At 48.4% G+C, this 23,370-nt stretch carries 22 protein-coding genes and 1 rRNA gene; 22 read left to right on the top strand and 1 reads right to left on the bottom strand.

All coding sequences use genetic code 11. The features are described from left to right. The 11 genes from NFR62_RS09475 to NFR62_RS09425 form a co-directional block, all read left to right on the top strand. Window positions 1-53 (top strand): 16S ribosomal RNA (locus tag NFR62_RS09475); the annotation flags it as partial. 446 nt (window positions 54-499) lie between these two features. Next, window positions 500-1,195 carry a DUF421 domain-containing protein gene (locus NFR62_RS09470; protein ID WP_251617800.1) on the top strand — a complete coding sequence of 232 codons (696 nt, stop codon included), beginning with the start codon at window positions 500-502 and terminating at the stop codon, window positions 1,193-1,195. Continuing rightward, window positions 1,192-1,584 carry a DUF4363 family protein gene (locus tag NFR62_RS09465; RefSeq protein WP_251617799.1) on the top strand — a complete coding sequence of 131 codons (393 nt, stop codon included), beginning with the start codon at window positions 1,192-1,194 and terminating at the stop codon, window positions 1,582-1,584. Before NFR62_RS09470 ends, NFR62_RS09465 begins: the two co-directional genes overlap by 4 nt. 178 nt (window positions 1,585-1,762) lie before the next feature. Beyond that, window positions 1,763-2,710 (top strand): DNA polymerase III subunit delta, encoded by a 948-nt coding sequence (gene holA / locus NFR62_RS09460; protein ID WP_251617797.1) that lies wholly within the window; start codon window positions 1,763-1,765, stop codon window positions 2,708-2,710. Window positions 2,711-2,725: 15 nt separating this feature from the next. Continuing rightward, window positions 2,726-3,271, top strand: a complete 546-nt coding sequence (locus NFR62_RS09455; protein ID WP_251617795.1) for a hypothetical protein — start codon at window positions 2,726-2,728, stop codon at window positions 3,269-3,271. Next, complete coding sequence (locus NFR62_RS09450; protein ID WP_251617793.1) at window positions 3,271-4,632, top strand: M28 family peptidase; 1,362 nt, start codon at window positions 3,271-3,273, stop codon at window positions 4,630-4,632. The genes NFR62_RS09455 and NFR62_RS09450 overlap by 1 nt, the downstream gene beginning before the upstream one ends. 49 nt (window positions 4,633-4,681) lie before the next feature. Then, the gene (locus tag NFR62_RS09445; protein WP_251617791.1) at window positions 4,682-6,325 is read left to right on the top strand and encodes an McrB family protein; all 1,644 of its coding nucleotides are present in this window, start codon (window positions 4,682-4,684) and stop codon (window positions 6,323-6,325) included. A 525-nt stretch (window positions 6,326-6,850) separates the two neighbouring features. Beyond that, window positions 6,851-7,696 (top strand): diadenylate cyclase CdaA, encoded by an 846-nt coding sequence (gene cdaA / locus NFR62_RS09440; protein ID WP_251617789.1) that lies wholly within the window; start codon window positions 6,851-6,853, stop codon window positions 7,694-7,696. 54 nt (window positions 7,697-7,750) lie between these two features. Further along, on the top strand, window positions 7,751-7,978 hold the full coding sequence (locus tag NFR62_RS09435) for a hypothetical protein (protein WP_251617787.1): 228 nt from the start codon (window positions 7,751-7,753) through the stop codon (window positions 7,976-7,978). After that, the gene (locus NFR62_RS09430; RefSeq protein ID WP_251617785.1) at window positions 7,978-9,198 is read left to right on the top strand and encodes a DUF1015 domain-containing protein; all 1,221 of its coding nucleotides are present in this window, start codon (window positions 7,978-7,980) and stop codon (window positions 9,196-9,198) included. Before NFR62_RS09435 ends, NFR62_RS09430 begins: the two co-directional genes overlap by 1 nt. A 39-nt stretch (window positions 9,199-9,237) precedes the next feature. Then, entirely contained in the window at window positions 9,238-10,569 is a 1,332-nt protein-coding gene (locus tag NFR62_RS09425; RefSeq protein WP_251617783.1) for an aspartate kinase, read from the top strand. A 3-nt stretch (window positions 10,570-10,572) separates the two neighbouring features. Here the strand turns inward: NFR62_RS09425 and NFR62_RS09420 are convergent, their stop codons facing one another. Beyond that, window positions 10,573-10,896: a hypothetical protein gene (locus NFR62_RS09420; protein WP_251617781.1), complete on the bottom strand. Its 324-nt coding sequence runs from the start codon at window positions 10,894-10,896 to the stop codon at window positions 10,573-10,575. Window positions 10,897-11,075: 179 nt separating this feature from the next. On the opposite strand from NFR62_RS09420, the gene NFR62_RS09415 reads away from it, so the two are divergent. The 11 genes from NFR62_RS09415 to NFR62_RS09365 are packed head-to-tail and all read left to right on the top strand — an operon-like array spanning window position 11,076 to window position 23,285. Next, entirely contained in the window at window positions 11,076-11,666 is a 591-nt protein-coding gene (locus tag NFR62_RS09415) for a LemA family protein (protein WP_251617779.1), read from the top strand. Between the two features lie 28 nt (window positions 11,667-11,694). Further along, entirely contained in the window at window positions 11,695-13,656 is a 1,962-nt protein-coding gene (locus NFR62_RS09410) for a DUF2207 family protein (protein WP_251617777.1), read from the top strand. A gap of 47 nt (window positions 13,657-13,703) precedes the next feature. Beyond that, complete coding sequence (locus tag NFR62_RS09405) at window positions 13,704-14,753, top strand: prephenate dehydrogenase/arogenate dehydrogenase family protein (RefSeq protein ID WP_251617775.1); 1,050 nt, start codon at window positions 13,704-13,706, stop codon at window positions 14,751-14,753. A gap of 46 nt (window positions 14,754-14,799) precedes the next feature. Then, entirely contained in the window at window positions 14,800-15,951 is a 1,152-nt protein-coding gene (gene aroC, locus NFR62_RS09400) for a chorismate synthase (protein WP_251617773.1), read from the top strand. After that, on the top strand, window positions 15,948-17,039 hold the full coding sequence (locus NFR62_RS09395; protein ID WP_251617771.1) for a 3-dehydroquinate synthase: 1,092 nt from the start codon (window positions 15,948-15,950) through the stop codon (window positions 17,037-17,039). The genes aroC and NFR62_RS09395 overlap by 4 nt, the downstream gene beginning before the upstream one ends. After that, a complete protein-coding gene (gene aroA / locus NFR62_RS09390; protein ID WP_251617769.1) occupies window positions 17,036-18,301 on the top strand; it encodes a 3-phosphoshikimate 1-carboxyvinyltransferase in 1,266 nt (421 codons plus the stop codon). The genes NFR62_RS09395 and aroA overlap by 4 nt, the downstream gene beginning before the upstream one ends. A 4-nt stretch (window positions 18,302-18,305) precedes the next feature. Next, a complete protein-coding gene (locus NFR62_RS09385) occupies window positions 18,306-19,079 on the top strand; it encodes a shikimate dehydrogenase family protein (RefSeq protein WP_251617767.1) in 774 nt (257 codons plus the stop codon). Window positions 19,080-19,112: 33 nt separating this feature from the next. Continuing rightward, on the top strand, window positions 19,113-19,562 hold the full coding sequence (aroQ, locus tag NFR62_RS09380; RefSeq protein WP_251617766.1) for a type II 3-dehydroquinate dehydratase: 450 nt from the start codon (window positions 19,113-19,115) through the stop codon (window positions 19,560-19,562). After that, a complete protein-coding gene (locus NFR62_RS09375) occupies window positions 19,555-20,124 on the top strand; it encodes a shikimate kinase (RefSeq protein ID WP_251617765.1) in 570 nt (189 codons plus the stop codon). The genes aroQ and NFR62_RS09375 overlap by 8 nt, the downstream gene beginning before the upstream one ends. A gap of 29 nt (window positions 20,125-20,153) precedes the next feature. Then, window positions 20,154-21,653: a phosphohexomutase domain-containing protein gene (locus NFR62_RS09370; protein ID WP_251617759.1), complete on the top strand. Its 1,500-nt coding sequence runs from the start codon at window positions 20,154-20,156 to the stop codon at window positions 21,651-21,653. 12 nt (window positions 21,654-21,665) lie between these two features. Then, complete coding sequence (locus NFR62_RS09365) at window positions 21,666-23,285, top strand: leucine-rich repeat protein (protein ID WP_251617756.1); 1,620 nt, start codon at window positions 21,666-21,668, stop codon at window positions 23,283-23,285. Window positions 23,286-23,370 lie beyond the last annotated feature (85 nt).

Below are 23,370 nucleotides of genomic sequence, written 5' to 3'. Positions count from 1 at the left end.
TGAAGTCGTAACAAGGTAGCCGTATCGGAAGGTGCGGCTGGATCACCTCCTTTTAAGGAACTCGCAAAGAGCGAGTACTTCAAGAAGCGCAGGAAGAGGCAAAAACCTGCGAGTGTGTTAAGCTAACTTAGTTTATTTCCGTTAATGTGGATATATAAAGCCCCGCTTGAAAGCATCGAACCTTTCAAGCGGGCTTTTTTCTTTTCCTTTTATTTTTTTGTGGGGGGGTACTTTTTGGGCGAAGATTGCCGCGCTCGATTCACTCGCTCGTAATGACAATGCGGTGTAAGTGTGGGTAAAGAGGGCAGGTTGTGGTGGCTTTGGCGAAGATTGCCGCGCTCGTTATGACAACTGCGGTGCTTGCGCAATAGGATTTCTGCGAGGCGGACTTTTGAAGCGGGAAAAGAATAGCTTACAGTAAATTTAATTCAATAGCTCGCTTTGCGGTTCGCGCGCGTTCCGAATATTTCTTTTTCTTAAACAGCACACTATCGGTATTATGCTGGTAGTGTTCATTAAATCGGTAATAACATTTTTCTTGGTGCTGATTGTTGTGCGTCTTATGGGCAAACGACAACTCGGCGAAATGCAACCGTTCGAGCTTGTGATTACGTTTATTATAGCCGAAGTCGCGTGCATTCCGATGAACGACCCGTATATTCCGTTCTATTACGGAATAGTTCCGATTATCACGCTCGGCGTATTGCACCTTGTGCTGAGTTTGGTTGCGAGAAAGAGTATGCTTGCGCGCAAAATAATAAGCGGCAGAAGCGTTCTTGCCATAGACAAAAACGGCATAAACTACGAAAATCTGAAAAGAATGAATATGAACGTAAACGACCTTATAGAAGCTGTGCGCAGCAGCGGATATATGGATTTTGCCGACATAGAATACGCTATTTTCGAAACCAACGGAAAAGTTTGCGTTGTGGAAAAAGCGAGCGACCCCTCCGAAGTAAAGCCGGCGTTTTTGCCGTTAAGCCTTTTGATTGACGGCAAATTCGACGAAAACAATCTTGCGCTTGCGGGGGTTGAAGAAGTTAAGCTCCGCGAAGTGTTTTTAAAAAACGGACTGAAAAACCCCAAAGAAGTGCTGTATGCCGACGTTCGTCAGGACGGCACACTTTACGTCAGCCCCAAATACAAACAATGCTTTACTCAAAAAATTTCTATCAAGGGCGGTGAAAACTGGTGAAAAAGCTGTTTATAATTTTGGGATTTTTCGTTGTTATGATGAGTTTTGCGATTTGGGAAATCGTTGCCACCACGTCTTTTTATAAAGAAACGATTAGCTTGCTCGGCGAGCTCGAAGAGAGTTTCGAGACTTATTCCGAACAAGCGGACGCGCCCGAAACGCTCGAAACGCTTGAAAAGTTGGAAAAACATTGGAACGACGGACGCAATTTGGTTCTCATGTTCGGCAATCATACCGTTGTGCGCAACGCCGACGAAAGAATGACTGCGCTCGGAGAGTTCACTCGCCAAAACGAACGAAGCGACGCTATGGTAAGTTTGCGTCAGGCTCAACGCTATATAGACGACTTAATGCGCGACGTATATCCGAGCGTTACTAATCTGTTGTAACGGGCTTTGGAAAAAACAAGTCGCAAACGATTGCAAAATTTCTTGTTATGGGGTACAATTAAAGTCGGGGTATAATAATCCGACGTTTGAATAAGTCGGACGGTAAAAAATCCGGCATAACGCGAATAAAAGCCGGACGTTAAAAAAGCGTCGGCTTTTTTCGGCAAAAGAGGTGCGTTTGCTTTTCAGCGACTTGAAAAAACATTTGCAGACAGGAAATTCGGAACCCGCGTATTTCGTTACGGGGGAAGACGCTTTTTTGTTGCAAAGCGCGCTCAATATGTTTCGGGCGCTCGCAGAGCCCATGCCCGATTTTAATTTGAACGAGCTTAATTCGCCCGAATCGTCGGCGGTTATAACGGAATCGTGCGAAAGTTTGCCGCTCGGCGCCGACAAAAGAGTTGTTATTGTGCGCGGTTGCAAGGCGGATATGTCCGGCGTTTTGAAATATCTTGAAAATCCCTGTCCGTCTACGGTGCTCGTGTTCGTATCGGAAAAACCCGAAAAGAATTTCGCTCAAATAATGAGCAAGCTTACGGTTGTTGATTGTTCAAAGCTCGATAAGAGAACTGTGCTTAAATGGATTGCGCAGAACACCGCGAAATTCGGTTCGAGCATTACCGAAAGCGCCGCCGCTCTTTTAATAGAATATTGCGCGGGCGATATGTCGCGCATATCGGCGGAACTTTCAAAACTTTGTTCTTACCGCTACGGAGGCATAATAGGCGAAGAGGACGTTGCGGCTCTCACCGCTCCGACGCTTGACTTTAAAATCTTCGCTTTAAGCGAAACGGTGGCGTCGAAACAGCCGAAAAAAGCGGCTCTCGTGCTCAAAAATCTTACTGAAAGCGGCGCGTCGCCCGTTATGCTTCTCGGAATGTTGTACGCGCATTTCAGACGGTTGCTTTATGTGTCGATTACACCGCCTTACGAACGCATGGCTGCCGATTTGGGCGTTAAAGACTATGCCGTTAAAAAGGCGAAAGAGCAGTCGGCGCGGTTTACGCCCGCAAAGCTCAAAAAAATTTGCGACAGCTTGCAAGAAGCCGACTACGATATAAAGTCGGGCAAAATCACCGATAAAACAGCGCTTGAGCTTGTTGTGCTCCGCGCGCTCGCTATGTAGCGAAAAAAGGGCAAAATGGATTTTATAGACAAGAAAAAAATACACAGATATATTGTGGTTGCCGTGCTGTTTCTCTCGTTCGGATTCGCGGGGTGGCAGGCGAGCAGAGGCGCGCTCGCATATTTATCGTACAGCAATCCCGACTTAAAGCAACCCGCGTGGCTGTTTAACGACATAACGGCATTACTTGCGGGCGGCGTTATTCCGTTGTTGTTTTACGAGGTTGTAACGCTATTCGCCGCGAAATTCGCCACCGCGCGCATAGGCGCCGCAACCGACGATATGAAATACGCGTTGCGCTTTTTCTATATTGCGGCGAACGTTATAATAGGCGCCGTAAAGTTTGTTTATTATGCGAATCCCGTTATTTCGGTAATGGGAAATATACTCATAGATTTTTTGGTTACGTCCGCGTTTTTCGTGTGGTTTCTGCATTACAGTGCCAAGCGTTATGTTAATAAAACGCGTTGGGGCGCAATGCTTTTAACGGTTGGCGGAGTTTATATCATAGTAGAGGCGTTGCTCGTTGTGTTTAATATCGTTATGGGGGTGGTGCTGTAATGAAGAAATTTGCGGCAGTTTTCATAACGTTACTTTTTGCGGCGTGTTTTCTGTTCGGGTGCGGCGGCAAGCCGACAGGCAACGGCTCGCAACAAAACTCGCAAAGTCCCGTGTCGGCGGATGCAATCGACGCGAATTTAAAATATTTTCTCGGACTTACCGACGCGGCGGGTTCTGCCGTTACCGAATACGGCGATATGGGAGACAGGACGCCCACGAGCGAATCGGAACGCAACGCCGCGCAAAAACTTTTCGCGCATTTTTCCGATAAAGAAATTTATTCCGATATAGAGGTTACGGAACTTGCCGACACTACGTTCAGCGTGAAATCGGGAACGGAGACGCGCACTTCGCAAAACGTTGAAATCCGTTTTTCAAATCCGCAAAAAGAGGGGAACAGTCAGGTTGTTATAGGTACCGCCTACGATAATCCTTACGGAAAATACGATTCCGTTTACGGCGGAGAGCCTTCTACCGGCGCTTTTACGGCAACGGGCGTTGCCACCGTTATGAGCGTTATAGACTGGGTGAACGCGAACGCCGAAACCGTGCGTTCGCAGTGCGATTTCGACATTGTGTTCGTGTTTTTCGGTTGCGGCAGTTACAACTCTATGGGAGCTACCGCGTATATAAACGACACTATGACGGACGAACAGCGCAAGGAAACGCTTTTAATGTTCAACGTAGACAGCTTGGGCGGCGAAAGAACGTATCTTTACGCCGACGAAGTTAAAACCGAGCACGAGAGCTTTTTGCGCAAAGTTGCGAATAATGAAAATCTTGCTTTTTATTCGTTGCCGAGCAACATGCCCATAATAGACGGAATGTATAGAAACGGAGTGTATTACACCCATTTCGCTATGCTTGCCGACAGCACTTCTTTTGTGGAGTGGGATATTCCGTCGGCGAGAATTTTCAGCGGATATTACGGCGGTTTTAATTTATCCGACCTTGAAAAGAAAGGGAAAGCGAATCTTTGCGGTACGTCGCGCGACACATATTTCAATCTTAAAAACGAGCGCGAGGCTTTTGCAAAGCAGGGGAGCGACGCGGCGGCGTTAATTCTGTCGGCTGTGCGCGCCGACGGTTTTAAAGAAGCGGCGACCGCTTCTAAATCGAACGCGCGCAACTTTGCGGGCTGGACTAATCCTTTGTGGGCTTATATAGCGGTGTTGTTTTTGGCGGTGGCTTTCGGCATAACGCTTGTTATTCTCGTAAAACATTTCGAGAAAAAGTATCCGTTTAAACCTATTGTTAAGAAAATGAAAATAGCCGTTTTCGGAATGGATTACGAAACTCAAACCGACGAGGACGTGTTTGTTGACATAAAACGTCCTCGCGGTCCGTTCGAGGGGTATTGATTGCGTTCGTTTGCGGCGATTTTACTAAATAAAAACAAGGAGTCGGAAAATGGAAAATTCTAAATTCGAGTGGATGGACTTTTACAAAGCGTTCAGTTTTAAGTTGCTTGAATACGAACGCGACAGAAAAGTTCTTTTGGAAAAATTACAAAAAGTTTATAACGAGCTTGGTTTGCGGTTTCAAAAATTAGAGCGTGACGATTCTGTTATAGATATAGACCCGTTTACGGTTTACGGACTTTTCAATAAGTCAATAAAAGAAACTAACAGGATTGCCATTATCGAGGCTTTTGCGAAAGAATTCGGTATTTCCGATGTGAAAATTCCTACCGCCTTTTGGGGAATCCCTACGCTTAATCCTTTAATGGCAGTTTTTTTCGGTTGGACTCGCAACAACGACGACATTGATAATCTTTGGAAACTTTTTGGAGCGGCAATAGCTTATGCCGACGGCGGAAACAACGCGCTCGACCAAAAAGCGTTTACGGAAATTTACGATAAAGTTATAAAGCAGTCGTGCGTTAAATGGAATATCACTATGGGACTGTTTTGGGTTCGTCCTAACATCTTTTTGAACCTCGATTCGAGAAGCAGATGGTACATAGAAAATTATTGCTCGGAATTGATAAACGGAAATAAAAAGGCTTTAAAAAACGTTCTTAGAGGCGAGCGTTATTTGGAATTGTGCAATGCCGCCAACGTTATGGCGGAGAGCGGACGTTATCCTTTCGGCAACATACCCGAGCTATCTTATGCGGCGTGGGAGGAATCCGAGCGCGTAAATCAACAAACCAAAACGATGAGGAATGTAGTGCGCGAAAGCGAAACGGTTGAAAACAATACCGCTGTTGTAAATATGGCGGACGCTCGCGCTCAAATTGCGCCGCCTTACGGAGTGGAAGACTTTTTGAGCGAAGTTTACATGTCGGAAGAAGATTATAATGTTCTTGTCGATTTGGTTAGCGAAAAGAAAAACGTAATTTTACAGGGCGCGCCCGGAGTAGGCAAAACTTACGCTGCCGTTCGTTTGGCATACTCCATTATGGGCGTTAAAGACGAAGAAAGAGTGGCTGTCGTGCAATTTCATCAAAGTTACTCTTACGAGGATTTTATTATAGGTTACAGACCGACTCAAAGCGGCGGCTTTAAGTTGGAAAAAGGTCCGTTTTACGACTTTTGCAAGCGTGCGGAGAGTGACGCCGAAAACGACTATTTCTTTATTATCGACGAAATAAACAGAGGTAATTTGAGCAAAATCTTCGGCGAACTGTTTATGCTTATCGAAGCGGACAAGCGCTCGGAATGCAAACTTAAGCTGTTGTATTCGAATGAAGAATTTTCCGTGCCTTCAAACGTTTACATTATAGGAATGATGAACACCGCCGACAGAAGCTTGGCTATGCTTGATTATGCGTTAAGAAGAAGATTTGTGTTTTTCGACATGCAACCGGGATTTGGAAGATTTTTTCGGAGCGGTTTGAAAGTTATAATTTTAAAGGCAATAAAAAAACAGCACACAGTGCTGTTTTTTTATTTAAAGGAAGGAAGAAGAAAATTACATTTTAAAAATCTTTTTGAATACGCCGGCTATCTTGCGGAAGAAGCCCGTTACGCCAAGCTTTTCGGACATGTCTTTAATAACAACCCAAAGATTGAACGTTTCGTGGTCGAGCATAAAATAGCAACACAATAAAACTATTCCCACCGTAAGCACTACGAGAATTAAAATATTCAAAAGACAACCGCGCACCGAAAGGGGACTACGCAATTTTTTGAGTTTGGTGGTGGGGTCTTGGCTTTCTTTAATCGCCTCTTCTATTTGCGCCTGCGTGAGCTCTTCCGCCGTTACTTTGCTACGGTCGAGCTGCATATCGTTTATGTTTTGGGCGGGCGCTCCGCCATTCTTTGCTCCGCCTTGCTTTATTTGCCCACCCTGAGCGGAAGGCGTGGCAGAAGAAGGCGCCGCAGTTTCCGCTTTGCCTTTTTTCTTATTTTTTTCCTTTTTCTCTTTTTGCTTCGTTTCTTTTTTAGCCATACTTCCTCTCATTGTATGCTACTTATCTCTTTTATTATATATCACTTTCGGTATTAAATCAAGCACTTTGCAAAAAAAAATAAGATTTTCTGCCGATTAGCTAAAAATATTGCGCAAATAAATTGATAATTTTCAAAATAAAGTGTATAATGATAAAAAAGCTATATATTGTGGTGCGTGATTGTGAAACAGTTTTTGGAAAATATTTTAAACGAGTTGACGAACAAACCCGTTCAGTCGGTCGTAGACATAGTACTGTTTGCATTTCTGATTTACGCGGTTTTCGTGTTTTTGAAAAAGAACGACGCCGTTAGATTGTTTAAATATATCGCGGCGTTTTTGGCGGTGGCGGTTGTGCTTACAAGCAAAGCGCTGTCGCTCCATTTGCTGTCGCGCACGTTCGAATACGCTTTTATTTTGGTTATACTCGGTGTGGCGGCGCTCTTTCCTCAGGAGACGAGGCGCGGTTTTTGGAAAATATCCAGCCCGCGCGACATGCAGCAAGTTTTTACGACTCAATACGATTGCAGCGACGAAGAACTTAACTCGGCTATATCCGAAATAGTTCGCGCGTCGCTTAATATGGCTAAAAAAGACGTTGGCGCGCTCATGGTTATAACGCCCGAGCACATACCCGTTCATATTAAAGAGAGCGGAACAAAACTCGACGCGGTTGTTTCGTGCGGATTGCTCGAATCGATTTTCAATACCAAAGCTCCGCTTCACGACGGCGCCGTGCTTGTGCGCGGCAATCGCATTATGGCGGCGGGGTGTTTCTTACCGCTTACGCAAAGCCTCGAAGTGGATAAGGAACTCGGCACGCGTCACCGCGCGGCAATAGGGGTGAGCGAAACGAACAACGTGCTAACAATTATTGTGTCGGAAGAAACGGGCGTTATTTCGGTTGCATACAGGGGCGAGTTAAAACGCTATTTCGATTCCGAAATGCTTACCGACACATTGCAGGAATTTTACGGTCTTAAAGCCATAGCGCACAGTACGAAAAAAGGCAAGCATCGCAAAAACTGAGTTTGGGTTTTAACGGTTTTTGCACGGCGATAATTTAAGGAGGCGGCGGTTACTGTGGAAAGCGTAACTATTCGGCGCGAAGAAGAAAAAGAGAAAAAAGAAAACGGAGTGAAACGCTTTTTTAAAGCTGTTTTCGTTCATAATTTTTGGGGCAAAATTTCGGCGCTTTTAATCAGCGCTGTATTATGGGCGCTTGCCGTAGGGCTCAGCACAAAGCTCGATAACAAACCCGCGCCGCCCGCCGACGCAACTGCGGTCGTTGAAACTGTTATAGAAAAGTAATGAACGACTTGCTTAAAAGAAGCGCCGCAGTGCGCGCGCCGTCGGCATTGTTGCCGCAAAATTGCGACATGCGAAAGTGGGCTGTCGTTGCTTGCGACCAGTTCACTTCCGATAGAAAATATTGGGAATCACTCGATTTGTTCGTGGGCGACGCACCGAGTTCTTTAAGGCTTATATTGCCCGAATGTTACCTCGACGAATCGGACGTTGCCGTTCGCAGAACGAATATAGAATCCGCAATGAAAACTTACGTTTCGGGCGGATTGTTTAAAGAGGTGCGCTCGTATATATTTGTGAAGCGCACTTTTAAGTCGGGTAAAGTACGGCGCGGACTTATTGCCGAAATAGATTTGGAGCAATACGATTTCAAGCCGAGTTCCCGCGCGCTCATACGCGCCACCGAAGGAACGGTTGAAAGCAGGTTGCCGCCGCGCGCCGCAATCCGAAAAAACAGTCCGCTCGAAATTCCGCATATATTGCTTTTGGCCGACGACCCGAAAAATATATTGTTTTCGGCGGTTGAAAAATCCGAATGCGAAAAACTGTACGACTTTGAGCTTTGCTGCGGCGGCGGGCATATTTGCGGCTTTGCAGTTGCCCAAACCGAAAGCGTGGACATTGCGTTTAAGACTCTTGAAAGCGACACTGCGGCACGTTGCGGCGAAAACCTTTTGTTGCTCGCGGGCGACGGTAACCACTCTCTTGCGGCGGCGAAATTGTGCTACGAGCAAGCTAAGGCTTGTGGCGACGCGAGCGCCGAACTTAAACGTTACGCGCTTTGCGAAATAGTGAATTTGTACGACGACGGAATAGAATTCGAACCCATACACCGCGCGGTTTTCGGAGTGAATCCGCAAGAGTTTACCAAAGTTCTCCAAAATGAGTCGAAAGACTTTTCGGTGGGCGCGGTTGCGTTTGGCGGCGGAAAAGAATACGCTTTCGCTCTTCCCGCAAAACCCATAGAGGCGGTCGCTTTCGTGCAAAGGGTATCCGAAGAATATGCCGAGCGTTACGGCGCTAAAATAGACTATATTCACGGCGACGAGGCTGTTAGAGAGCTTGGCAAGTTGCCCGACTGCGTGGCGATTGAACTTCCGCCTGTGAGCAAATCGGGCTTTACCGAATATATAATTAAAAACGGAATTTTACCTAAAAAAACGTTTTCAATGGGTAGCGCCGAAGAAAAGCGTTATTATTTGGAAGCGAGAATTATAGGTTGAGCCGTTTAAAATTTTTACGATACTTTTTAGGAGACAAAGATGAAAGTTCTCAAATTCGGCGGCACGAGCATGGCGAACGCGTCGTCTATTCGCAAGGTTGCCGAGATTATCGAAAAAGACGCGGACGCGCGTTTTATCGTTGTGTCGGCGCCGGGTAAGCGCGAACCGTCGGATATTAAAGTTACCGATTTGTTGCTCGATTGCATAGAGGAACGCAACCGTGCGGGCATTTGCGACGCCGCGCTTGAAAAAGTTGTTAAACGGTTCGACGAAATTATAAACGGACTTTCTATTTCGCTTGACCTTACGCCCGAATTTAACGTGATACGCGATAAAATAAACGGCGGAGCGGGGGTGGATTACGCGGCGAGCAGAGGAGAGTTTTTGTCCGGCATAGTAACGGCAAAATTTCTCGGCATGCGGTTTATAGACGCGGGCGACGTTATTCGGTTTGATATGGAGGGCAATTTCGACAGCGAAACAACTAACAGGCTTGTTGAGCAGAAAACGCAGGAAGTTGCGCGAGCTGTTATTCCCGGCTTTTACGGCAAAATGCCTAACGGCAAAATCAAAACGTTTTCGCGCGGCGGTTCCGACGTTACGGGGGCGATAATTGCTCGCGGCGTTAAAGCCGACGTTTACGAAAACTGGACCGACGTAGACGGATTTATGACTGTTGACCCGCGCATAGAACAAAATCCGCAAATTATAGAAATGCTGACTTATAAGGAGTTGCGCGAGCTCAGCTATATGGGCGCCAACGTTTTGCACCCCGACAGTATTTTTCCTGTGCGCAAAGCGGACATACCCATAAACATTCGCAACACTTTTAATCCGAGCGCGCCCGGCACAATGATAGTGCCCACTAAAAAGTATATGAGCGGGGAATACAAGCGCACCGACCGCACTATAACGGGAATAGCGGGTAAAACTGATTTCGCCGCTATATACGTTGAAAAAAGCTTGATGAATTCCGAACTCGGTTTCGCACGCAAATTGCTTAAAATTTTGGAACGCCGCAACATACTTTTGGAACATTTGCCGAGCGGAATAGACACTATGACGGTTGTTGTTGACGCCGCTTCGCTTTGCCCCGAAACCGTGAACGCAGTGTTGCGAGAAATAAAAGAGGAGCTTTCGCCAAACAACGTGGAGTATGTGGAAGGCATTGCTCTTGTGGCCGTTGTGGGGCACGGAATGAACAGAAAAAAGGGCACCGCTTCGCGCGTGTTTTCCGCGCTTAGCGACGCCGACGTGAATATTCGTATGATAGACCAAGGTTCGAGCGAGCTCAATATTATTATAGGCGTTGAAAACGGCGATTGTCAAAAGGCAATCAAAGCAATTTACCGCGAGTTTAACAAAAAGTGAGTTTCAGCCCAAAACGTAAACGGCGGCAAATATTAACGCCGCTACGGTAATTAGTGAAAAAAACAGAAGCAGTACCGCCGAAAAAAATCGGTTGCGTACTGTTTCTTTTATTATGAGAAATAGCGAAACGGCTTGTGCGGCGAGTCCCGCGAACACAACCGCGCACGCCGCCGATTTTAAGTTTGCAAGAGCTGCGAGCAAGCACGAAACAACCGCCGCGCATCCGCATAAAACTGTTAGCGCCGTTGCCGCCGCGATATACGCTCTGTCGCGCTGAGGCGCGATTCTGTTTAGCCGCATTGATAAATACACGGATTTTTTATTCATGTTAAAATTATAGCACAACTTCGTAGGTTTTTGCAAGTAAAGCTTTAACGGTTATTTTCGGAAAACAGCGAAAATTCGCGCCGTACTTTTTAAACGCGGAGCGGCGAGCGTATAAAACGCTTGCGTTTTGCGCGTGCGTATAGTATAATTTATTTACCTAAAACAGGAGGTTTTTTGTTATGAATTTACTTTCTTTGAGCATGGGTGTTTTAATCGGAATAATAGTCGCCGTGTTGTTGGTTGTTATTTTGATTATAGTAGGCGTTACTATTAGCATAAGAAATAGTCTTGTGGCTTTATCGAACGGTTGCGAAGAGGCATGGGCAACGATAGACGTATACCTTAAAAAAAGATACGATTTAATTCCCAATCTTGTGGAGACTGTTAAAGGATATACAAAGCACGAGAGCGAAACTCTTGAAAGAGTTATAGCCGCGCGCAACGCGGCAATCGCGGCGCCTAACGCCAACGCCAAAATAGACGCCGACAACGCTTTGGGCGGAACGCTTAAAACGTTGTTCGCGCTAACTGAAAGCTATCCCGACCTTAAAGCGAATTCGCAATTTCTGTCGTTGCAATCGCAGTTGCAGGCAATAGAGAACGATTTGAGCCAGTCGCGTAAGTTTTATAACGGAAAGTGCCGTGCGTACAACACTAAAATTCAAACGTTCCCTTCGAACCTTGTGGCAAATTCCATGCAACTCGAAAAACGCAATTATTTCGAGCTCGACAGCGCGGAAGAACGCCAAAACGTTAAAATAAGTTTTTAAGAATAAAGTTCAATCGGTGAAACGGAATATGAAAAAGAAATTTGCGATTTTGAGCATCTTTGTTTTGGCATTCGCTTTTTCGCTGTTTTTTGCGGGGTGCGGCTCGTCGCAGAGCAGTCCTTACACAAATACGCCGGACAATAATTACAGAATCACGGATTTGTCGGTTACGATAGACGCGAGCGCGGGCGACAGAAGTATGCATATAATCGAAGACTACACGTTCGAGTTCGATAAAATTACCTTTGACCCGAGTCACGGGTTTTACCGTGATATTGCCATTAACAGCGGCGAAAAAATCAGGAACCTAAAAGTTTATAACGCGTCGGATTTTTCCGACGAGTTCGAATTGAGCTATCCGAACCAAAATGTTTTGCGCGTTAGGGTGGGAAGCCCCGACCGAATAATTTGGGGCTCCGGGCTTAGGTGCACTATAGAGTATACCATGATTACGCCGCCGTTCGCCGACAATCCCGACGCGCTCGCCGTTAACGCGATAGGGCAAGGGTGGTCGTGTAAAATTCGTCAAGCCGACATAAAAGTTATATTGCCCGAAAACACAAACGCCGTACCCGAGTATTTTTACGGCGGTTGGGGTGAAAATAGAAACGCGGTGGGCGCGATTGTGGAAAGCGCGCCGAAAGCGGGCGCGAAAGAATATTCGTTTTCGGTGCGTCCCGAATACGAAGGCGGTTATGCGCTCAATAATTACGAAGGGCTCACGCTTTACTATTACATGCCGAAAGGAACGTTTTCTTCGCGCATGGAAAGTTATGTGTGGATTGTCCTTGCGTTCGGACTCGTGATTATAGGCGTTGCGCTCGCGCTAAAATTCACAATAGGCAAAAACGCGCCGCTTACTCCTATTACAAACTATTATCCGCCGAAGCATGCGGGGGCGGGAGAGCACGATCTTCCTATGGACCCTGTGGACATGGGGTATCTTATAGACGGAACATGTCAGGGAAGCGACGTAACTTCGCTTATTTTCTATTTTGCGAGCAAAGGATATTTGGAGGTAATCGAGCCCAAGAGCAAAGAAAACAAATCGGACAGCTTCAAGCTTATTAAAAAGTGCGAACTGCCCGATGGCTTGCCGAACTATCAATACGTTTTTTTCAGCAAAATTTTCGGCAAAAAGAAAGAGGTTACGGTTTCGGATTTAACTAACCGCACATACACTGCGGTGAGAACGGTTCAATCGAATATCGCGGGAAAATACAAAGGCAAAAACACTCTATACGACAACAAAACGAAAATGATTTCCGTTGCCGCAAGTTTGCTCGCCGTGTTGTATTCTTTTCTCGTTGTCGGCTTTTCGGGCATGCTCGTGCATAAATCGTTTTTCGGATTTATGGGCTTGTTAGCGCTATTCCCCGCAGTAATATCGCTTTTGTTCGGAGGCTATCTTGTAAATAACCGTCAGAAATTCGGAAAAGCAAAATGGATTACTTTTGCGGTTTTATACGCGCTCGTAACCGCAATACCGTCTATGTTGCTTTTATTAACTCACCGCGACGCATTCGGACTTGCCGAAATCATTATTTTGATTGTGTCGATTGATTTGTGTTTCATAATAGCGCCGTTTATTGCGCGTCGAACTAAGTATTACACCGAAGAACTAAACGAAATAGTCGGCTTTAAAGAGTTTTTGCAATATGCCGAAAAGGAACGGCTCGAAACGCTTTTGGAAGAAAATCCGCAATATTATTACGATATTCTTCCGTATGCAAACGTGCTCGGAGTGTCGGATATTTGGGAAGACAAATTCAAGGGGCTGACGCTCGAACCGCCCGTTTACTATCACGGAAGCACGCTGTTCACTTTCGCGGTTTTCAATAGCTATTACCGTAGCAGTTACAGAGCGTATTCTGCGGCGACGATTTCTACGCCGTCGTCTTCCTCACGTAGCGGCGGCGGGAGAGGCTTTGGCGGCGGAGGCGGCTTTTCGGGCGGCGGCTTCGGCGGCGGAGGCGGCGGACGCTGGTAGCTTTAAAGGTTTTTGCCGATTTTGCGGCGGCGAAATAGGAGTTGTATTTGACGGAAAACGGAAAGAAAATTGAAACGGTTGCTGTTGCGGGGCTCGGACTGATAGGCGCGTCTTTGGCGCTTGCGCTAAAACCTTTTTATAACGTTGTGGGATGCGACAGCAATAAAACGACCGAAGAGTACGCTTTAAAAAACGGCGTTGTAAACGAAATACGCCCGTTGAAAAAATTTACGGGCGTTTCGTGCGTGTTTGTGTGCACTCCGTTGTATGCGCTTGAAAAAACGGTTCGCGAGGCTGTGGCGGCTGTTGGGAATTCCGCCGTAGTTACCGACGTGGGAAGCGTTAAAAGGATTTTAAACGGTATAGAGGGGCGGATAGTTGGCGGCCATCCTATGGCGGGAACCGAACGCAGCGGCATAGAGGCGGCGAAACCTCATCTGTTCGAAAACGCGACTTACTGCGTTGTGCCTTACGAGAACAGTAGGCAAGGCGACGTTGAATACGTTAAGGAAATCGCCCGAAAAATAAAGGCTAAGCCGCTCGTGATTTCCGCCGACGAACACGACAGGCTTGCGGCGTACTATAGCCACATGCCTCATCTTGCGGCTTATGCTCTTGCGGGCACCGCTCTCGGCAACGACTCTTCCGTTGCGGGAAGCGGGTTTATGGATAGCACGCGCATAGCTTGCAGCGACGCCCGCTTTTGGGCGCAGGTGTGCGAACTTAACGGAGAAAACGTTTTGCGCGCTCTCGGCGAATATATAGACGGGCTTGCCGATTTGCGCGAGCTTCTTAAACGCGGCGAATACGAACAACTCGAAAACAAATTGCGAGAGGCGAGCGAAAAAAGAAAAATCCTTTCGGCGGCTCGCGGCTATGTTTCCGACCTCACGCTTTGCGTAGACGTAAAAGACGAAGTGGGCAGCATAGGCGCCGTTGTGTCGCTTTTAATGGGCGGCGGCGTGAATATAGCCAACTTGCGCATACTCGATTCCCGCGAGGGAGTGGGCGGCGCTCTTATGCTCGCTTTCGAAACTCGGCGCGACTGCGTAAGCGCGAGAAATACTTTGATTGACGCGGGCTATTCGGTAAGTTAAATAAGAAAACGGAGCGGCGGAAACAACGTAAGAGGACGGTTATTTAATGAAATATTTAACGGCAGGAGAAAGTCACGGCAAAGGGCTTGTGGCAATACTCGAAGGTTTTCCTTCGAACGTTCGCATAAACTGCGACGAGTTGAACGCGGAATTAAAACGCCGTCAGCTCGGCTACGGCAGAGGCGGAAGAATGAAAATAGAGAGCGACGAGGCGGAAATTCTTTCGGGAATGTTCGGCTCGCTTACGCTCGGAAGCCCTATTGCGTTTTTTATTAAAAACCGTGATTTCGAAAAATGGCGCGAATATACCGACCCTATTTCGGGCAATCCCGCGCTTAAGGCTCTCACCGCCGTGCGACCCGGTCATGCCGACCTTACGGGTTGCGTAAAATACGGTTTTGCCGACGCTCGGTTGGTTTTGGAACGGGCGAGCGCGCGCGAAACAGCGGCGCGCGTGGGTGTGGGCGCATTGTGCAAACAGCTTTTAAAAGCGCTCGGAATAACCGTAGGCAGCCACGTTACGGAAATATGCGGGGAGCGCAGCGACGCTAACCCTAAATCGGCAATAGGGCTCAACGAGCTGTCGGACGCGAACCCCGTGCGTTGTTTGAGCGCTTCCGCGTCGGAAAAAATGCGTAAGAAAATAGACGAATGTATGCTAAACGGCGACACGGCAGGCGGCGAAATAGAAGTTCTCGCAAGCGGTATGCCTGCGGGCGTTGGGAGCTATGTTCACTACGATAGAAAGCTTGACGCAATTTTAGCTAAGCATGTTATGTCCGTTCAGTCGGTTAAAAGCGTTTCGGTAGGCGCGGGCGCGGCTGTCGCGTCGAAATTCGGTTCGCAGATTCACGACGAAATATTTCCGTCGGAGAACGGCGAAACGGCTCGCAAAACGAACAACGCGGGCGGCATAGAGGGCGGAATGTCTAACGGCGAAACAATAGTGTTGCGCGCGTGCGTGAAACCCATTCCCACTTTAATGAAAGGGCTTAACACGGTTGATATATCGAGCGGAAAAGCTGTGAAGTCGGCGCCCGAACGGAGCGATTATTGCGCCGTTCCCGCAGCCGCAGTAGTAATAGAAAACGTGGCGGCTTTCGCGCTTTTGGACGAGCTTTTGAAAACTGCGGGTGCGGACGATTTCCAAACGCTTAGCAATAGGGTTAAAGAGATGCGCGAGAGGAAAATAAGATGAGCGAGGTTGTGAATTGCGACGGAAGCGTAACCGAAAAGAGTGCGAACGAGCTCGTTTTCGTGCCGCGTGCCGAGCTTGTTAAAAAGACTGTTGCGAGACTTTCGGGCGGCAGACGTGTTTTCACCGTTACCGACGAAAACGTGGCGCGGCTTCATCCCGAACTTTTACCCGAGCGCGACGTGTGCGTTTTAAAGGCGGGGGAAGATTCGAAAACGTTTTCTTCGGCGGAAAACGTTTGCAGAAAAATGCTCGAAGCGGGAATAACGCGCGGCGCGATAGTGGTTGCTGTGGGCGGCGGCGTTGTTGGCGACCTCGCGGGTTTCGTAGCGTCCGTTTACATGCGCGGAGTGGAATTTATAAACGTTCCCACAACGCTGTTAAGTCAGGTTGACAGTTCGATAGGCGGCAAGACGGGAGTAAACCTCGACGGCTATAAAAACATGCTCGGCGCTTTTAAAATGCCGACGAGCATAGTTATATGTCCCGAAGTTTTGTCGTCGCTTCCGGAACGCGAATGGCGTTGCGGCATGGGCGAGCTTATAAAAACCGCCGCTTTGGAGCCGGAACTGTATGCTTTCGTTACTCAAAACATAAACGGGCTTATGGAACGCGAGCCGTCGGCGGTTGAAAAAGCCGTGAAAGCCGCCGCGAGTTTTAAAAAGAAAATAACTGACGACGACCCTACCGAAAAGGGAAATCGCATGATTTTGAATTTGGGGCACACGGTGGGGCACGCGCTCGAAAAATGCGACTCTCACAAATTAAGTCATGGCGAATACGTTATGCTCGGCATAGAGTTGGAACTTTACATGACGCAAAATTCCGATTCGGATTTTCGCGATTCGATTTGCGCGTTGCTTAAAAAGGCGGGAACTCCCGAATTGCCTCGTTTTGCCGCCGAAGAAGTTTGTTTTGCGGCTAAGAGCGACAAAAAGAATACCGACGGAAAAATCACGTTGCTCGGCGAGCTCGGCGCGGGAAAAGTTTTTGTAAGCAAGGTTACAAACTCCGAATTTGTAGAAAGATATAAAGCCGCAGTAAAGATTTTCGACGAACGTAGACACAGCGCTAAGGGGAAACGCGAATGAGTTCTGTAAAAATACAGCCAATAAAGAAATTCTCCAAGCGTCTTAAATGTATGCCCGATAAGAGCATAACGCATAGAGCCGTTATGTTCAACGCGGCGGCGGAAGGAACGGGCGAAGTGCGCGGAATACTTCTCGGAGAAGATTGCCTTTCAACGGCGGACTGCATGAGGAGAATGGGCGCGCAAATAGATATTAAAGGCGACACAGCTTTTATAAAGGGAGCGGGCGGCTTTAAAAGCGCCGAGCTGTATTGCGGCAATTCGGGCACTACTATGCGGCTTCTTTGCGGTCTGCTCGCGTCGCAAAACGGGGAATGGGCTCTTTCGGGCGACGAAAGTTTATCGCGCAGACCTATGAACAGAGTAATCGTTCCGCTTTCTCAAATGGGCGCGAAAATCGCGTCGCATAACGGCAGAGCTCCTCTTTCCGTTACGGGCGGCAGGCTTAAAGCGATAGACTACGTTATGCCCGTTGCGTCGGCTCAGGTTAAAAGCGCCGTTTTGCTTGCCGCTCTCGGAGCGGACGGAATAACTACGGTAACGGAATGCGAACCTACGCGCGACCACACCGAAATAATGCTCGGCTGCATGGGCGCGGAACTCGCTCGACGCGGGAAAACGATTAAATTGCGCGGCGGACAAAAATTGCACGGCGCAAGCATACAAGTTGCGGGCGACATATCTTCGGCGGCTTTCCCTCTTGTTTGCGGGCTCATGACGGGCGGCACGGTTTGCGTGGAAAACGCGGGGCTTAATCCCACGCGCACGGGCATTCTCGAAATCTTCGAGCAGATAGGCGCCGAATACGATATTGAAAATGTTAAAACTTGCGGCGGAGAAAAAACGGGAACGCTCACCGTGCGCGGGCTCGGGCATGGCAGAGGGTTTAAAATAGACAGGCAAATGCTTCCGCGACTTGTTGACGAAATCCCCGTTCTTGCGGTGCTTGCGTGCGTTCTCGGCGGCGAATCGGTTATAACGGGCGCCGAAGAACTGAGAGTTAAAGAAAGCGACAGAATTGCGGCAACTCTTTCGCTCGTCCGTTCGTTCGGCGGGTGCGCCGAAGAAACGGAAAGCGGTATGATTATATCGCCCGTAGGAAAACTTAAAGGCGGTTGCGTTTTCAATCCGTGCGGCGACCACCGCATGGCGATGGCTGCGGGCGTCGCGGCGGCTGCGAGCGAAAACGGCGCGACGGTGGAAAACTGCGAATGTGCCGACGTGAGCTATCCCGGCTTTTGGGAAATGCTGAATGGCAGGTGAGCGTATGCAAGAAAAAACTTTAAAGCTTTGCGTGCTCGGGCACAATATAAAATACACGCTCAGCCCGAAAGTTCATTCGGCGCTGTTCGAATTTTTGGGAGAGCGCGGCGAATACGGAGTTTGCGACGTTAGTTTGCATGAGCTTGGCGGAGCGGTTAAAAAGCTTATGTCGGAATACGACGGTTTTAACGTTACAAAGCCATATAAAGAGACGGTTGCGGAACTTTTCGGGCACGTCGGACCCGTGAACACGGTTTGCCGCGACGGAAGGTGCACGTCTACCGACGCGGAAGGATTTTTCGGCGATTATGAGGCGGCTTTCGGAACTCCGAACGGGCGCATACTTTTGCTCGGAGCGGGCGGCGCGGCAAAATCGGTAGCCGAAGCGCTGTCTAAAATCGAAAACGTGCAAACGTTCGTTTTTAACCGCACCTACGAAAAGACGAAAGAATTTTCGCGCTACGGAGCCGTTGCCGTGAAAAGTGCGGAAGGAATATACGACGCCGTTATAAACTGCACGAGTTTGGGACTTGGCGGAGAACAGGCGGCGCCCGCCGAACTCGAGTTCGGCGGAGTTAAATTTGCCTACGATTTAATTTATTCGCCGCCTGTCACTCCGTTTTTGGAAAGCGCGGCGAAAGCGGGCGCGAAAACGTGCAACGGGCTCGGAATGCTTGTGCGGCAGGCTATTGCTGCGCACGAATTTTGGCGGGGCGAAAACTTTTCTTCGAGCGTAAAAAAAAGTATGGTTGAGTTTATATCGGCTCGAATTAAATAATGAAGCTGGAATAAAAAAGGAGACAAAAACGACATGAACGCAAAACGAAAGATATTTATAATAAACGGTCCTAATCTTGATATGCTCGGCGTGCGAGAACCCGAAATTTACGGAAAAACCACGCTTGCCGACATTAAAGCGCAAACCGAACAAGAGGCGAAAAAGCTCGGCTACGAGATAGCGTTTTCCCAACATAACGGCGAGGGCGAAATAGTTGACGAACTGCACAAAGCTTATAACGAGGCGGCGGCGGTGGTGGTGAACGCGGGCGCATACACCCATTACAGCTACGCTATTGCCGACGCGGTTAAAATGCTGAGTTGTCCCGTTGTGGAGTTGCATTTGTCGAACGTTTTCGCGCGCGAGGATTTTCGGCACGGTTCTGTTATATCGCCGTATGCAAGCGCTGTGCTTTGCGGGGCGGGCGCATACGGTTACGTTCTCGCCATGCGTATAGCCGCGCAAAAGGTGCAAAATGGCTGATTCGGTCGCTCTCGTCGGAATGTCGGGCGTCGGAAAGTCGAGCGTGGGGCGAACCCTTGCCGCAATGTGCTCGCTCCGTTTTATAGACACCGACAAAGAAATAGAAAAGCGCGCGGGGTGTTCGGTGTCGGAAATATTCAGGCGTTTCGGAGAGCCGCATTTCAGAGCTTTGGAACGCGAAATAATGCGCAGAATGTCGCGCATACCGTTTATTGTGCTCGCGTGCGGCGGCGGCGCGGTTACCGACCCCGAAAACGTGAAAATGCTTAAAGAAAACAGTTTCGTCGTTTATTTGTCGGCAACCGCCGAAACAATCGCGTCGCACATAGGAAAGGCGGAAAGCCGACCGCTTCTTGCGGGCGACCCGCAAGAGCGAATTAAAAGACTTTTGTGTGAACGCGAGCGGCTTTACATAGACGTTGCCGACGAAATAATAGACTGCAACGGAGCGGATATGCGCTTTGTGGCAAACGAGGCGGCGGAAAGGCTGATGAATTCCGAAAACGCGAAAGCGGCGGAGTTGAAAAGATTTGTGAAAAGAATGTCGGGTTTGCGGGGATAGCTTTTTAAAAAGTTATAAGGAGAAAGAGTATGGAAATTGATTTGTTAAAGCTCAAAAGCGGAAGCGACGTGCGCGGCGTGGCAAGCGGCACCGAAGAGGAAATAGAACTCACCGACGAAGTTGTGCGCTCCATTACGAACGCTTTCGTCGTGTGGCTAAGCGAAAAAATAGGGAAGCCCGATTTGAAAATAGCGGTTGGGCACGATTCCCGAATATCCGCCGATAGAATTTGCGGCGCGGTTTGCGACGCGCTCAAAACGTCGGGCACAGACATATTGTTGTGCGGGCTTTGCTCCACTCCCGCAATGTTTATGATGACGCGGTTCGACGACACTAAGGCGGACGGCAGTATTATGATTACGGCGAGCCACATGCCGTCCAAAATGAACGGGCTCAAATTTTTTGTGCGTTCCGGCGGATTATCCGGCGACGAAATAAAAGAAATACTTGCGCTCGCAAAAGCGGGCAAAAAGCGTAAGGGCAACGTTTCGCGAAGTTATAAGCGCGATTATATGCAGCTCTACTGCGAACATCTTATAGAGTTCGTTCGCCGCAGCGCGGGAAGCGACTGGCCGCTTACGGGTTTTAAGATTGTTGTAGACGCGGGAAACGGCGCGGGGGGCTTTTATGCCGAGCGGGTGTTAAAACCGCTCGGAGCGTCAACCGCAGGCTCTCAGTTCCTTGAACCAGACGGAAGATTTCCAAATCATATTCCCAACCCCGAAGATAAAGACGCTATGAAAAGCATATCGGAATGCGTGAAGACGTCGGGCGCCGATTTGGGTATTATTTTCGATACCGACGTAGACCGCGCCGCGATAGTGAGTTCGGACGGCACGGAAATAAACCGCAATTTGCTAATCGCGCTTGCCGCCGACATTGTGCTTTCGGAATATCCCGGTTCCGCCGTTGTTACCGACAGCGTAACGAGCGACGGATTGAATAAGTTTATAACCAAACGCGGAGGAGTTCACCACCGTTTTAAGCGCGGCTACCGCAACGTTATAGACGAGGCTATGCGCCTCAACCGCGAAGGACGCAACGCGCCCCTTGCCATAGAAACGAGCGGACACGCTGCCTTTAAAGAAAACTTTTTCCTCGACGACGGCGCGTATCTTGCAACCCGCATAGTTATTAAAATGGCGCAGTTAAAGTCGCGCGGGCTCGAACTGAAAAGTTTAATATCCGACCTCGAACTTCCCAAAGAGGAAAGAGAAGTGCGCGTTAAGTTTACCGTTCAAAACTGGGCGGAATACGGAAAAATGCTTATAGACAAACTTGCCGAATTTTGCGTAGACAAAGAATCGGTGCGCCTTGCCCCCGACAACTACGAGGGAATACGCGCCAACCTCGATTATGCTTCGGGTTGGTTTTTGGTGCGCATGAGCGTGCACGACCCCGTTATGGTTATAAATATGGAGAGCGAGCGTTTTGGCGGAACTTCGCTGTTGGCGCGCTTTCTGCACGCGTTTTTGTCGGCTTTTTCGGGCGTGGATATATCTGAACTTAAAATGATTGCCGACGTTTAAGGGGATAGCGAAATGTCTTCTATGGTTGAAAATCAGTGCGCAAACTGCAAAGCGCCCTTGCGTTTGGAGCTTGCGAACAACGGCGTTATACGTTGCGAATATTGCGGCAGTGAATTTACTTTGCCGAAAGACGACACCGTTTCGGAAGCGGTTTCGGCAATAATTGCGGGAAAGCACGAACTCGACGTTTGCCGCTTTAACGACGCTTACGTTTCGTTCGAGCAGGCGATTAAAGCGGCGCCTTCAGAACCCGAAGCGTATATAGGCGCGGCGTTCGCTTCGCACAAAGTGCAATACATAAAAGACGAAGTGAACAACCGTTTGCAACCTATATGCCACGAAGTGTCGGGAAAAGTGTTTTCGCAAGATAAAAATTATCTTCGCGCTCTTTCTCTCGCAACTGCGGCTCAGCGCGCGCAATACGAAAAGCAGGCGGCGGAAATAGATTATATCGGAAATAGTTTTCGCGTTTTGCACGATTCGGGGCTACGGTACGATTGCTTTATTTGCGTAAAGGTTACCGACGACGATACAAAAGAAAAAACTTCGGACTGTTTGCTTGCCGACGATTTGTATTTTTATCTTAAAGGAAAGGGGTATAAGCCGTTTTTTTCGGAACGCGAAATGGGGAACAGGGCGGGCGCCGATTATGAAGCTCTTATTTTATACGCGTTGTATACGTCGAACTGTATGCTCGTTGTGTGTTCCGACGAAAGCTATTTAAACACCGCTTGGGTTAAAAACGAATACGGCAGATTCTTAAAACTCATCGAGGGCGAAGAAAAGGAGAGCGACGCAATAGCTTTGCTGTTCGACGGCGCCCCTATACAAAAATTGCCTGGTAAAAACGGAAAACTGCAAGGAATAAAGATGTCGGGCGACGCCTATGAAAAAGCTGTTGCGTTTGTGGAAAGACATTCGCCCGAAGCGAAAATGAGAAAGCGCGCGGAAGCCGCTCGGCTCGCCGCCGAAGAGGAAGAGCGCAAGAAAGCGCTCGCAAAACTTGCCGCTTTGGATTCTGCGGCTAAGTATTGCGCCGAGTGCGGCGCAAAAAACGCTCAAACCGCAAAATTCTGCAACGAGTGCGGCGGTAAAGAATTCGCGGAGTCGTTCGACGCTTACCGCGCGATTGTGAAAGAGAGAATTAGCGCGCAAGAGCGCACGGGAGGCGCTCAATACGGAAGCTTATCGGAAGCAATTTCGGACGCGGCTAAAAAAGTGGGAGGCGCGGTTTCCAACGCGGCGCGCGGGGTGGTGAACGAAGTGGGAGCCGCGTTCTTAAACGCGCGCGGTTTCGGAGCGAATAAGTCGCTTGTGCCGCCTTCGCGCTCGGCGGCGATTAGTTTTCCGTCCGAGTTTAAGGTAAGAGGAACTTTGCTCGTTGAATATGCGGGAAACGGCGGCAACGTAACCGTTCCGCGAGGCATAACGGGAATAGACAAAAACGCTTTTAAAAACAGCATGAGTATATTTTCGATTACTTTGCCCGACACCGTCGCATATTTAAGCGCGGAGGCGTTTTTCGGTTGCGGGAATTTAAAAACCGTGACTTTGTCTAAAAAATTGAAAAAGTTTATTAAAGCCGCGTTCGGTAACGAACGCAAGCACGTTAAATTCGTGTTCACGCGGTAAAAAAAGAGGGAAAAGACTTGCCAAAAAAACAGAAAAAATATATAATATAAACGAGAAAATCGCCGCGCTTTGCGGCTTCAAAGGA

The sequence above is a fragment of the Pumilibacter muris genome (genome assembly GCF_943193045.1).
GTDB classification, from domain to species: Bacteria; Bacillota; Clostridia; order Christensenellales; family Pumilibacteraceae; genus Pumilibacter; species Pumilibacter muris.
The sequence above is the reverse complement of the archived record's forward strand: the minus strand, read 5'-3'. Positions and strand labels throughout refer to the sequence as shown.